Origin of the sequence: uncultured Roseovarius sp. (genome assembly GCF_963972555.1) — a bacterium.
In the GTDB taxonomy this organism is placed as follows: domain Bacteria; phylum Pseudomonadota; class Alphaproteobacteria; order Rhodobacterales; family Rhodobacteraceae; genus Roseovarius; species Roseovarius mucosus.
In genome coordinates this window covers 150,479-163,020 of the sequence record NZ_CAXAUM010000009.1, presented here as the reverse complement: position 1 = coordinate 163,020, position 12,542 = coordinate 150,479, and the positions used below count along the sequence as shown (strand labels likewise).

The window sequence follows — 12,542 nt, the reverse complement described above, 5'->3', positions numbered from 1 at the left end:
TTGCAAATCCGTGTACAGGAGTTCGATTCTCCTACTCGCCTCCATTTAAAATCAATCACTTAGCGAAGTTACAGTCAACGCGCGCAAGCGCGTCTAAACATTTGTCTAAACATTCTGTTTTTGTTCCGTTCTCAAATGCTTCCTCAGAAAGCAGGGGAACAGCCATGTTGGTAGCTCTGAAATTAGCTGGTCATGGGTAGTTAGCACGCCTCGGCGTTCGCTTGCGCGCGCTACCACTCTAAGCAATTGCAGGGCGGAAACTGGCACCACGTCGAAGGCCGCTGGCGGCTGCTCGACCTCTGACGGTAAGAGCCGCGCCAGAGGCGCTTGACTGACGGGGGTCTCCGCGCTTGCGCGGGGGTGTCGGTCAAATCGCTCTCCCAGCGTCACACAAACTCGCATCAGGCAATCGCCCTGGGACACGCGCAGCTTGCGAGCATGTCCCAAGGCTATTGACGTGCCACGCCCCATCATTTTTAAGGGGGGCGTGGCTGGTTATACATTCTTGATCGTATATCCTTTTAGTGGTCCCAAAGCGAAAAGCGACCTGATGTAAGGGATTAGGCGTAGGCCTTCAGATCTACCGGGCTGGCTAAGAACACGAGAATTTGGTAACAAAATGTTTCAATTGTTACAGGTTTCTATATACCTCTAGTGGTCCCAAGTCGTGATCACTGATTTGCCGCCCCTGCCCTTTCCATCATAGCTTGAACCTCAGAACAGTTTGCATGGGTTTCCCATTCGTCCGGAACCGGCGCGCGAACTGAACGTGAAGGGTAACGGCTATGGGCTTTGACTGGATCATCAACTTGTTCATGCGCACCGCGACAGCGCTGCGCGGCTCAAAGGGGCTATGACCATGGCCCACAACAAGTTTGAACAATCGGCTCTTAGCCTGCTCGCTGCCTTCGAGAATGCGGGCAAGTCCGTCAGCCGGGTCATCGTGGAAGGAAAAAGGATTGAGATTGTTCTTTCCACAGAGCATGATTCCGATGATTTCGACAGGATAGACATGCGCCATGGCAAAACGTGAGCTTCCAAAGCACGTCTACAGGCAAAGCAATGGAATTTACTTCCAGCGTCGCGGCTGGCCCTCGCAAAAGTTCCAGAATGACTTTGGAACGGCGGAATTCTGGACCGAATACGCTGGCATCCTCTCTCAAAAGGACGCGCCCCGCAAAGTCGTCGCGCGCAATTTCGGCGCTTTGATCGACCACTATAGAAAGTCGCCACGATACAAGAACCTCAAGCCGCGCACTGGTCTGGATTACGACAAGTATCTCGATTTCTTCCGCGAGATTATGGGCGAGGCAAACCCCGCCAAGATGCAGCGCAAGGACGTGATCCGCCTTCGCGATGCAAACGCCGAGAAAGCCTATTTCGCCAACTATTCGCTCCGCGTGTTGCGTGTTCTCATGGAACATTGCGTTGACTTGGGCTGGCGGGAAACCAACCCGGCGCGGGGTGTGCCAGAAATCAAAACGGCCAAGACAGAGCGCGAGCCTTGGCCGCGCGAGCTTCTCGACGTCTACCGGGCGCACTGCGCTCTTGGCACGCGAGAACGCCTTGTTATGGAATTATGCGTTGGCACGGGCCAGAGGATCGGCGACGTCCTCACAATGCGCTGGTCGAACATCGAGAACGGCGCTGTCTGGGTCCGGCAAAGCAAAACCTCAAAAGAGCTTTGGGTGCCGATCTAGCCAGAGCTACAGGCCGCGCTCGACGTGGCCAGCCGCCACTCGGTATATATCCTGACAAACGAGCAAGGCACCAACCGCTGGTCCTACAGAGGCGCGTCAGCCGCAGTCAGGAAGGTCAGAGAGCAAATCGGAGCCGTTGCCTACGATATTCACAGCTGGCGCTACAACGCCGCCTGTGAGCTTCTAGAAGCGGGCTGCGGTGACGACCTGATCGCAGCTGTGACCGGCCAAAGCCCCGCGATGGTCCAGCACTACACAAAGAAGGTCCGTCAGCGCATTCGGGCGGTTCAGGCGCAGCAGATGCGTAATGCGCAGCATTCGTCTTGATGGGCCGAAAACGGTCGTTCTCTGCGCTGGACGCGAATGTCAGCGATCGGTCGCTGGGATAATCTGATCTCGCTGGGCTGCAATCTTGCAGTTGTGCTGTAAAGCAAAACGCTGGATTATGGTTGCAAGAGCATCACACCGTAACAGCGTGATTACTATTCATTGTAATTTTATTGTTGGTGAGTTGTCTGCAAGGAGTTGTCGCGAGTGCGAACTGAGGAAAAGTGCTTTCAGGAACTTATCGAACTATGCCGAAGCCCGGGTTTTGCACACGCAATCGCGATGTTCTGCTTTCGAGACAATTGGATCGGCTTCAAAGATCAAATGACAGGCAAGCTAATTGCGGACAAGAAAACACCGCAACGCCTTATACGTACCGAGATTGCATCGTTGATCGGTGGGTTGCTTGGAGGCAGCGGGTCGATTGAACTTCCCGATCAAGGCGTGATCGCGAAGTATCTAGAGCGAGCAGAGCGCACTCTTGAAGAAATTCATGAATGCATGATCAAAGACGCCTTCTTCGATTGGGATGCAGATACCTCCCCTCTTTCCACAGGCGAGGCGATAAGAGAAGCAGCCTTTTATGCGACAGAAAGCGCTTACGCGTTTCAATACATTGAGTTTGCGGAATTGCGTTACCAGCGAGATGAGCAATGGCTTGCAGAAAACGTGGGATTCACTCCCAAAGATTCCAAAATCATTTTAGGCGCGATTGTTGATATCCAGTCCCAAAAGGCGATGCGACAACTTGAAAGTCTGAGGGCGACTGACCCAACACTTTGGACAATGCTTCCCGCGTTCGAGCTAGAGCAAGGAGAGATAGTCAGTGCTTCAGGTTTGCCAGAGAAAACAGTTGAGGCTTTCTTCGATGCTTTCACCTGTGAAGTCAGTTCCGAGAATGCGTCTTTCAAATCGGTAACAGACTTCAATGTTACCTCCGCAAGACCCATCGTCCTCTTGGAGGGGCGGCACTTTTTATTTCAATACGTCAGCTTGACGGAAGCTATTTATGAGTCTCCAGCCCATTGGATGTACCAAAACACGGCATACAGAGCGACTGCATCCACTAACAAAGGCCACTTCACAGAGGCAATGACCTTTCACTTCTTAAAAAGGGTCTTCGGTGACGAACACGTCTTCCAAAATTTGGACCTTTTTGATGGCCGAAAAAAAATAGGTGAAATTGATGTCTACGTTTCTTTTGGTGAAATTGGGATCGTTTTTCAGTGCAAGTCACAAAAGCTGACTGTGGCTTCTCGGAGCGGAAATTTGGTGAAAATTCAGGAAGACTTCCAACTAGCAATTCAGGAGGCGTACAATCAGTGCCGTGCGTGTTTTGATGGGTTGAAAACTGAGAACGTAGTTGCACGGGACGCAGCCGGAAATGCGGTGGAGTTGAAAAAGCCCGAACGAGTGTTTCCGATTACGGTTATCTCGGATCACTATCCAGCACTGAGCATTCAAGTTCGACAATTCCTGAAGACCGATTCTGCTGAAGGATTTCAAAACCCGCTTTGTGTCGATCTATTTACCTTAGATGTTCTCACGGAACTGGTTCCCTCTCCTATTCGGGTCCTAGCCTACTTAGAACGCCGCGCTCTTTACTATGATAGGATTATGACGACAAACGAATTGGGCGTTCTTGGTTATTTCCTGAAAGCAAACCTCTGGCTTGAAGGCGAAAATGACTTCTTAAATCTTGATGACAGCCTGGCCAGCGATATCGATGCCGCCATGATTGTGCGTAGGGAAGGTCTTCCGGGAAAAGATACTCCGGACGGGCTTCTGACGCGTTTCAAAGGTACATTCGTCGGTCGTGTAATCGACGATATCGATCGAGACCCCAACGCTCTCTGCGTTGAATTAGGGCTGTCTTTTCTGGAAATGGGAGAAGACGGTATCAACCAAATTGAGACGTTGGTCTCACGAATGGCCGCGAAAGGAAGAGGTGACGTCACTCTACCTATGGAAAATCGCTCTTCCGGTCTGACTATCCACTGCAACTCTGATCCCCAGTTCCTTGCAGAGCCGTCCTTGCGACAGCACATGATACGTCGCAAGTATTCTCAGAGGGCTGACAAATGGTTGGGTCTGAACGTTGACCCTTCGACCAAGTTGGTCCGTTTCGGCGCATATGTTCGGCAGAAACATGTTTTTGACTATGAGCTTGAAGCACTGATGGCTTCAGCGCCACCTATGGTCAAAATCGAGGATTTCTTGCGGCGGTCCGCACAACGAAAAGTTGGGCGTAACGAGAAATGTCCTTGCGGCAGCGGCAAGAAATATAAGCATTGTTGTGGCAAGGGCTAAGCTCTGGATTACGACAAGGTATACGAAGAAAAGCAACTACTGGTTTCTTCGCAACCTGAGAAAATGGCGGTGCTGTTGTGGGAGCGCGAACTGTAGGAGTTCTGAGAGCGGCCATTCGTCTTCCTCGGCCTGACTGTCCGCTTAGAGCCCCCCCTCACTTATTGAAAACGTGCATATGTCCGCGCTGCCTAGCAGCCGCTTTCCAGTGCTTCTTGCGCGCACCTTCCGGCTCTAAATGTTTGTACTTGCCACCGGAAAACTTCGGCCAGTCCAGCGCCATTCCCTGACTGACCATCTCCGCGCCCAAATCGCGACCGTCCGGCAGAAAGCACGTTGCGACAAGCCGGTCATAGGACAGTTCCGGCTCGATCTCGGCGGTGATGGTCTGGCCTTTGCATAGGTTGACCAACGCCCATTTCGCCTTGATACCCCAAGGATGCTCAAGCTCTGGCGCATCAATTCCCGCCAAGCGTATACTAACCTTCCCGATCCGGATCGTGTCGCCATCGACCACATAGCAGGGGCCTGTGAGCGTGGTCTCGCACGGAACGATCAGCACCTCGCCCGGCATGACCTCCTCTTCTGCCACCTCAGTTTGAGGCACAGAAGGCGGTGGCGTTATCAGCCTAAACGCGGGTCGCGTAACAGGAGTGGCAATACCGACAGATCGCGATTTGCGCCGCCGTGTCGCAGGACGGCTGAAAAACAAAGCCCGTAAAATCAATCTGAGCAAATTTAATACCTCAAAGCTGAACAACACAACGTTGTTCGCTTCAAAATTGGTCAATTATATGGCGAGTGCCTGATGACAATCAGGTCAATAGCAGCACGCGAAAGCTACAGCATTCCGCGCGCGTTAAAGCCCAGCTTAAGCTAAGGTCAAACCGTGCGAACAGCGTCTAAACATTCCTGCTATGTTCCGTCCTAAAAAGGTCGATTTCTAAGCATAAATATATTTGAAATCATAAACATACAGAGTTTTGCAAATCCGTGTACAGGAGTTCGATTCTCCTACTCGCCTCCATTATGCTGCGCGCTATTCCACGCGCAGCCGTCCAGACACGCTGCCTTTTGTGACGAGATAGCCTGCCTCGATCAGGGCGCGGACGAACACCGCGTTTTCGTTGAGGTTCACATGGTCGACCGCGAGATCGCCGGAATCATCGAAATAGCCACGCAGAGCGGCGCGATCTAACCCTGTCCAAGGATTATCGGCACCCAGGTCGATCAGACAAGCTTCGGGTTGATCAGTGCGCAGCATCGACAGGGCAAAGCTCTGGCCGAAGTCATTGGCATCTAGGTCGGGGATCAGTTGCGTCGCCCAAGGCGTCACGCAGTCACGCATTGCGCCCATCTCGTCGGCCACCGGCAGTGACAGCCAGATCGCTCCGGTGCCGCCCCTGACTGCCTTGCGAAACGCACGGATGCGGTTAAGGGCGCGCAGCGCCTCGACCTCGCTCACGACGATGGCGTCTCGGGTCATCGACCAGCCCTCGGGCGCCCCCAGGCCCGCCATCGCACCGCGGAGCCAATCAGGCGCACCTTCGATGTCCGACAGAAATTCCGCGGAAATGTCCAATGGTTCGGCAAGTGGGGTCGCCATGACCATGCCTCCCGTGCCAGGCCCGAGCGCGAGCGCGCCGATCAGTGCCGCCGCGGCCCAATTTCGACCTTTGGTTGAGGTTCTCGACATCGTCTAACTCCTTTTCCGGGAGAGGCACAAGCGCCGCTCCTCCAATTCCGGCGCCCGGCCTGCTAGTAGTGATTGCGCGGGTTGATCCCAAGCATCTCGCGCAGGTCATTTTCGGTGATGTCGTCAGGGCTGTTCACGCCGCCCACACCTGTGGTCCGGATCTCCTCGTGCCATTCAGTCTGCGGCGATCCGTCCAGACCAGTGTAGTTCACGATTGCCGACCCGACATCGCCGCGCATCCCATGAGTGGCGTGGATCAACTCATGGCCCAACACCACGCCCGGATCGGGCGTCTCGTAAGACACTGTGCCGGTGGCCGCGTCATACTCTGGCAACGCAGGCAGATAGGATGGATCATACACCAAGTTTATATCACCCGGCGTGCTCGACGTGAAGGGCTGACCATCTGCTCGCTGCCCCCCAGCCGCATTGGCCTGAAAGCTGATGGTGGTGGTCTGCGGGTCCTCTACGATCCGGCTCACAAGCTCTCGGCCGGTGTCGAAATTGGTTTCACCAGTAAAAAAGCTCTTTATGTCGAGCCAAAGCCCGTGGAGCCAGCTTTGGCTGATCTCACCAGTCTCCATATCCACCCGCGCAGTGGGATCGACGCGCTGCAGGCTTTCCTCAACTTGTCGCCTATAGGCCTCATCCCCCTGCACGATGCCTTCCAGCCCTGTGGGATCGATGAACGACATCGGGTTGTTGTTGGCATATGCAAAAAGAGTGCAGCCGATGGTGTTGCCTACGCAGCGTTCGGGGTCGCTAAGATAGAGCGGATCGGGAGAGATGAAACGCCCCAGCGTCGGATCATAGTAGCGCGCCCCGTAGTAATAGAGCCCCGTCGCATCATCGAGATATTTGCCCGTAAAGCGGTGATGTGTCTTTTCACGCGGCTTTTGGTCGGCGACGGTCTCTTCGTGGCTGGCCCAATCGGATGACAGAATCTGGGGCTGATGCTCTGTGCCATAGGCGCGGTAGAGCATCTGTTCCACAGGAACGCCAGCACTCGTCATGACGTAATCCGAGGAATCCAGATGGTCCTTGAGGTAGTAGAACCAGCGCCCCGTCTCGTGTTCCATCCGAACCAAACGGGTGGAGCCGATATTGACAAAGCTCTCGTCCCCCTTAGGCCCGCGATGGAATGTCTCTGTGGGAAAGAGGTAAAGCTCTCCGGTCCCCACTTCGTCGAGCGGCACCACCTCCTTGTACGTTCTCCGTCCAGTCTGGTCGTAGCCAAAGAACACGTCATGCTCCAAGGTCTGCGCCCGGATCAGCCGCCCGTAGGCATCGAATACCGTCGCGGTCACCTTCGGACTCGCGGCCAGCTGGCCAAAACCGTCAAAGCTGTAGGGCGCAGCAGAGGCACCGATCGGGATCAGGTCCGTATCGGCGTCCGAGGGCGGCACCAAGGTTTCTCCCGCCGCCATTTCGTCATTCCGCGAAAAGGCCCCGGCATCGGTGTATTCAAACGCCGCATCCTCGCCGTAACGCACATACCGCACCAGTTGGTTTCGAAAGTCGTAGTGGAAAGTGCCCGACCGGTCGACATGGCCATGTGCGGGCGCAGGCCCAGCCGCCAGGCGATCCACGATCTCGGTAATCGAGCCATTGCCGTTGAAGGTCATGGAGATGTCCTGCAACGCGGCGCCGTCACCTGTCCTAGTCACGATTTCTTCGAGGAAGAGCGTTTCGCGGTTATAGGTCAGCTCGGTCACTGCCCCGGCGCGATAGGCAATCTGGTCAATCCGACTCTCGGGATTGTAAGTGATTTCCTCGATCACCGTTTCCGGCCCGTTGAAATCGGGATGGGTGATTGCAACCCGCCGCAGGTTCCGGTCCGGCCCAAGGGCAAAGTCATAGCCCAGACCGCCAGGTCCCGTGGCCCGATTGATCCGCCCGTCAAGCGTCTGGTGAAAGCTTTCGGCAAACACCTCGCCCGCGATCTCGATCTCGTTCTGGACCATGCGGCCATTGGCATCCCAGCCAAAGCGCTGGACGCTGTCATGGCGCCCGTTGGGGTCGATGACCTCAATCCGGGTGTGTTTACCCAGAGGCAACGGGATCGGCGTTTCGAAGACCGCCGCAACCTGCAACGGCTCGGTTATGTCATAGGCGTACCGAATTCGGTCCTCGCCATTGACCTTCTCAACCAACTTGCGGTTCATAAGGTCGTACTCAAAGACGATCACATCAGTGGTGCCATCTTCGGCTATCCGTGCCTTGGACCATTGTCTGCCTCGCTCATCGTAGAAGTAGTAATGCGTACCTAGCCCCGGGATCTGCTGGAATTCCATATCTCCCACGGAATTGAAGCGGAACCGCCGCGGCGTTTCCTCTCCTGCCAGCCGGATCGCGGTCAGATAGCCAAAGCCATCGCGGTCGAACCGGGTTACAAGCGTGGTGCCATGTGCATCGCCGATCATCACTGCGTGGACGCCAACATCGTTGAACAGCCGGTGCTCTCTTATCTCCATGGCTCCCCGGTGCTGGTCCTCGTAGGTGGTGATGGTCGTCATGCCCCAAGGCGCATAACTCTGGGTGGAATGTTTGCCTGACGGGTGCGTCTCCTCGATCATCCGGCCCAGCCCGTCATAGCGATAGGCATTGCCGTGACGACGTTCGGGTTCCGGCACCTGTTCAGAGGCAAAGGCTGCTTCGACATCCGGCATGGATTCTGTCAGGTAAGGCGTCCAGCGGAAGGTCAGCAGCTCATTGCGGTTGAATTCCGAGTATTTGAAAACCCGAACACCGCCTTCGGCTACATCCTCCATCTCGGCCAACTGGTTGCCACGCGCGTTATACGCGGCCAGTGAGCGCACGAATTCGCTTTCGCCCTCCGGCGTGTCGGCGGCCGAGGGGTAACGCCGCAGCGAGGTCAGGATCATCGAAGGCGCGCCATCCAACCCAAAACGGTAGGCATAACGTTTTTCCGAACCATCTGCGCTCACTTCGCGCAGCTTGCGGCCCAGCGAGTCATAGTCGTAGTTGATTTCCATGCCCATCGGCGTGGTCTGCCCAGACAACCGTCCGGCAACCCCGCCATCATAGGCCATCGTGGTAATCTGGTTGAGGTTGTCGTCTGATCCGTGGAACTTGGTATGCGCCGTTGGCAAGGTGCCGGTTTCGTCAAAGGTCACGCTTTCGATTTTCGACAGATTGTCGGACATTTCCACGACATTGCCAAACCTGTCATAGGCCATGTTCTTTAGCAGCGTATGGGTGGCGCTGTGCCGGTCGGCGATCTCTGCCGGAACATCCGACAGGCTGGAAAATACGTCGATTGCCCGCATCCCGAGCCGCCCGCCATTTTCCGGAAGATAGGAGAAGCGCTCCCGCGACAGAAGGCGCGTGCCCGCCACGGTTCGCCGCGCCGATGCGGCGTTCACGATGCCAAGTGTCGCCAGCGTTGCGCGCGCCTCTGAGTAATCGGTTTCCGTCACTCGGGCATAGCCGGGCATGACCTGGCCCTCTGGGCCGGTCAATTCGACCACGATTTCCGTTTCGCGGCCCGCATAGTTGAATTCGTCGAATTCCGCGAAGCTGCGCGTCTTAACTGGGTTCACGCACTCCGTGTCGCTCGGATCCTGGACGTGCTGTGGCCCCGCTGCGGCGGTCAGCCTTTCCTCGGTCTTGCGCAGCCAGCTGACATTGGCAATCCCGGTCGGCGCTGTCTTCCATGTATTGCTTTCACACGACAGCATCGCGCCGGGTGTGGGCAATTTCTGTGCCCGCGTCGCGGTGGACAGCGAATGCAGCCCCACCGCACTCGGATCAAGCGATGCGGACCCGGCGGCTGCGGCAAGCAGCACGGGATCGGCATCGACTGCGTATGTCTGACGGATACGCAGCTTGCCAGCGAGGTGCAGATCGGCTGTTACATCAGCAAAGGCGTAGTATTGCTCGAAAGCGATCGAAGATTTCTGAGTATCTGCCCCGCCCGCGAATTCGTCGCCATAGGTGACGCGCTCGACCTCGGAAAAACCGATGAAGCGACGGTTGATCACGTCATAAAATGGCTTGTGGTAGAAATACTCCTCCACCTGCACATCCCGCCGTGCTGCGTTTGCCACACCTTCCGAAGTGACCATCTGTTTTGCCACCACCACCGGAAAGTGCAGCGTCGCGGTTTCGCGTCCCGCTGCGCGGTCGCGCAGCATCTCGTCTGTGGATGTCGCGTAGCGGATGTCGTGCCGCCGCCCACTCTCGAAACTCACCACCGTCAGCAGGTTGGCCTTGACCAGTTGCAGCTCTGTGGTGCGGTTGAAATCGATCACAACGACCGGCGCGATCTCAGGTCCACTGGCCTGTTGGAACACGATAATTTCCGCCTGCCCGTCCGCATCCAGATCGGCCACGCGCGAGCGAAAGGAATTCGGCGCATTGCCCACCTGCACCCGGGCGTTGAGCGACAGCCGCAGGCTCTCATCCGCAAAAGTGCCGTCACCGAAGCCAAGCCAGATCTGAATCTCGTCGGTGCGGCTTCCCATCGAGGCAAAATCGCGCACCCCATCGCCATTGGCATCCACGTACCACATCGACTGAACGTTGTCGGACGGGCTCATGCCCTGAATCGCGGTGAACCGCCCTGCCCCGCATTTTGGGTCAGTCAAGCGCGCATCCCCCCAGAGCAGCGCACCCGTCTCACGGCTGAAAATGTTGCCCTGGTTCTCGTAGATGCAAAAACCCTGATCGGCGACGTTGATCGTCACCAGATCGGGCAATCGGTCGCCATTCACATCCGTCAGCCGTGTCGACTGGCGGCCCAAGAGGCCCCCATCCTGGCTGTCCATCGGCAACACCTTGGAAACCCGGGCGAAGTTGATCGCATGGCCCCCGTCTGGCTGGCGTCGGGTGAGGTTGAGATAAATCAGCGCCTCGGTCCGGCCATTGGCATCGAGCCGTGTCGCAACAATGTCGCTGAGACCATCAAGGTTCACATCCACGAACCGACCATTGCCGTCCGAGAACAGAGACGGCGAAATCCCGTCAATTGGAACGGCCCGCCCGATATAAGGGAAATCGCCCGCCGCATTGCCGTTGAAGACATGAAGCAGACCGTCCTCGATCTCCAGAATATCGGCATAGGTGTCACCGGTTATGTCGGCGAAATGGAACCTGTTTTCAACCAACCTCGGAGTGATCTCGCGCGTCAGGCCAGAGGCTGTCGTCCGCGTCAACTCCAGCGGGATCGAGGTCTCGAACGCCGATTCCAGTGCCCCGTCGCCGAGGTGCACCTGGGTCACTTCGGTATCGCTGGTCTGCACCACGTCGAGCAGCGCATCCATGTTCAGATCGGCAAGTTCCAAGTTTTGCGGCGAAATATCGCCCGCAAAGGCCAGATTTGGCGCGGGAAAGACAAGCTCCCGCTCAGCAAGTTCCGCCGCCGTCCAGTTCGAATAGTCGAACCGCAGGTCGGGGTAGCGCAGCGTATCTTCGGCAAGCACAGCACCATCAGTATTGCCAAAGCGATAGACCGCCCGCAGCTGATCGAGCACATTGACCGAATTGGGATCGATCTCGCCTGCAAGGTCAGCCTCGGCCACAGCCTGGCAATCGGGATGGGTGCGCACTGTAAATTCGGTATTGTCATTCAGCGACCGGCCGATAAAGGCCATGCACCACTGGTCATAGACATCACCCGCGAAACTGGCTGTCACTTTGCCATAGAGCTTTGGGTTCTGCTGCCGTACCCCGGCAACATGGCTGACAAGGCTCGCGCGCGTGTCGATCAGATCGAAATCATAGCGGCTTTGCCCCCCGGCAAAGGCCACCCCGGTCAGGTAAGACCGTTCTGCGTGCTTTTCATATTCATAGTGCACTGCGTTGCGGTTGGTGTTGACGCTCATCACCAGCGGCCAGCGGGTTATTGTGGGCTCGGCAATTTCAAAATTGCCCTCGGCCACACCCTCGGCCCCAGAGAAATACATCCGGCTGCCATCCGCCATGCGCAGCTCGAACCCGGCGGGGAGCGTCATTACCTCCTGCGCGCCGGTGCGATCCAGCACGACCACCTCGAAAGGTGAATCACGGCGTACGAAAACCATTTGTTCCTCGGCCACTTCCGGGCGATAGGTCGGCAATCCGTCCACTTCGCCCAGATAGACCAGCCGCGCGCCCTGATAGCTCAGCCTGTGAAAGAAATCGCCATCCGGTTTCTTGCCCGGAATCGCGGTGCCGAAATCCTGGTTCACGATCACTGACGACGCGGTAAAGGACCATCCCACCCCCAGCCCCGACCCGCTGTCCCCCGCGAACTGGTTGTAGCTCAGGAACAGGCCCGGACCGAACTTGCCGCGCTGCGGCAGCTCCGGCAGCGGCAACGAGAAGTTGGCCGACCCGGTATTGGCATTGAGCTGGAAAGCCCCTTCCTCCTGACTGACCGTACCGCCCGCAGATGGAAGCTGGATCACCGAAGAGGCCGATTTGTCATCAGCGGCGAACCCGCCCGCAGGTAGGATTGCGAACATGGCGGCGACAGAAATCGCTGTGGAAAATCGTGTCATGACATGGTC

General features: G+C 56.5%; 7 protein-coding genes. 4 read left to right on the top strand and 3 right to left on the bottom strand.

Annotated features, from left to right (window positions below):
- Positions 1-859: 859 nt before the first annotated feature.
- The 4 genes from AACZ65_RS11070 to AACZ65_RS11055 all read left to right on the top strand — a co-directional run bounded on the left by AACZ65_RS11070 (position 860) and on the right by AACZ65_RS11055 (position 4,337).
- A complete protein-coding gene (locus AACZ65_RS11070) occupies positions 860-1,033 on the top strand; it encodes a hypothetical protein (protein ID WP_339670790.1) in 174 nt (57 codons plus the stop codon).
- On the top strand, positions 1,020-1,700 hold the full coding sequence (locus tag AACZ65_RS11065) for a tyrosine-type recombinase/integrase (RefSeq protein WP_339670788.1): 681 nt from the start codon (positions 1,020-1,022) through the stop codon (positions 1,698-1,700). Before AACZ65_RS11070 ends, AACZ65_RS11065 begins: the two co-directional genes overlap by 14 nt.
- 24 nt (positions 1,701-1,724) lie before the next feature.
- On the top strand, positions 1,725-2,027 hold the full coding sequence (locus tag AACZ65_RS11060; protein WP_339670786.1) for a hypothetical protein: 303 nt from the start codon (positions 1,725-1,727) through the stop codon (positions 2,025-2,027).
- A 324-nt stretch (positions 2,028-2,351) separates the two neighbouring features.
- Entirely contained in the window at positions 2,352-4,337 is a 1,986-nt protein-coding gene (locus AACZ65_RS11055) for an SEC-C metal-binding domain-containing protein (RefSeq protein WP_339670784.1), read from the top strand.
- A 154-nt stretch (positions 4,338-4,491) separates the two neighbouring features.
- Here AACZ65_RS11055 and AACZ65_RS11050 read toward each other — a convergent pair whose 3' ends face one another.
- From AACZ65_RS11050 to AACZ65_RS11040, 3 genes are all read right to left on the bottom strand, one after another.
- Positions 4,492-5,124 (bottom strand): thermonuclease family protein, encoded by a 633-nt coding sequence (locus tag AACZ65_RS11050; RefSeq protein WP_339670782.1) that lies wholly within the window; start codon positions 5,122-5,124, stop codon positions 4,492-4,494.
- A 249-nt stretch (positions 5,125-5,373) separates the two neighbouring features.
- Complete coding sequence (locus AACZ65_RS11045) at positions 5,374-6,030, bottom strand: hypothetical protein (RefSeq protein ID WP_339670780.1); 657 nt, start codon at positions 6,028-6,030, stop codon at positions 5,374-5,376.
- 62 nt (positions 6,031-6,092) lie between these two features.
- The gene (locus AACZ65_RS11040; protein ID WP_339670778.1) at positions 6,093-12,533 is read right to left on the bottom strand and encodes an RHS repeat-associated core domain-containing protein; all 6,441 of its coding nucleotides are present in this window, start codon (positions 12,531-12,533) and stop codon (positions 6,093-6,095) included.
- Between the last annotated feature and the right edge of the window lie 9 nt (positions 12,534-12,542).

Coding starts and splice junctions, on each gene's coding strand:
- AACZ65_RS11055 (WP_339670784.1), top strand. CDS start 2,352: ATGACAGGCAAGCTAATTGCGGACAAGAAAACACCGCAACGCCTTATA.
- AACZ65_RS11065 (WP_339670788.1), top strand. CDS start 1,020: ATGGCAAAACGTGAGCTTCCAAAGCACGTCTACAGGCAAAGCAATGGA.
- AACZ65_RS11070 (WP_339670790.1), top strand. CDS start 860: ATGGCCCACAACAAGTTTGAACAATCGGCTCTTAGCCTGCTCGCTGCC.
- AACZ65_RS11040 (WP_339670778.1), bottom strand. CDS start 12,533: ATGACACGATTTTCCACAGCGATTTCTGTCGCCGCCATGTTCGCAATC.
- AACZ65_RS11045 (WP_339670780.1), bottom strand. CDS start 6,030: ATGTCGAGAACCTCAACCAAAGGTCGAAATTGGGCCGCGGCGGCACTG.